This is a genomic window from Bacillus sp. SIMBA_008, assembly GCF_046535495.1.
GTDB classification, from domain to species: Bacteria; Bacillota; Bacilli; order Bacillales; family Bacillaceae; genus Bacillus; species Bacillus subtilis.
Genome location: NZ_JAWRWL010000986.1, coordinates 1 through 248, shown reverse-complemented (window position 1 = coordinate 248; position 248 = coordinate 1). Strand labels below are relative to the sequence as shown.

The 248-nt window shown below is 43.5% G+C and carries 1 pseudogene; it reads right to left on the bottom strand.

Annotated elements, in window-relative coordinates:
- Positions 1 to 248, bottom strand: a pseudogene (locus SB658_RS26335) (peptidase M28); the annotation flags it as partial.

Below are 248 nucleotides of genomic sequence, written 5' to 3'. Positions count from 1 at the left end.
GTGCGCAAACACCAATTACTGCTGATGGGATACCTGAGTTACTTGTATGTACACGGCCCGCATCTGTACCACCTTGTGAAATAAAGTATTGGTACGGAATGTTGTGTGTTTCTGCTGTATCTAAAATGAATTCGCGCATTCCTCTATGTGTTACCATCGTACGATCGTAAATACGAAGAAGGGCACCTTTTCCTAATTGACCGAACTGCGTTTTATCACCAGATGCATCGTTTGCTGGACTTGCATCA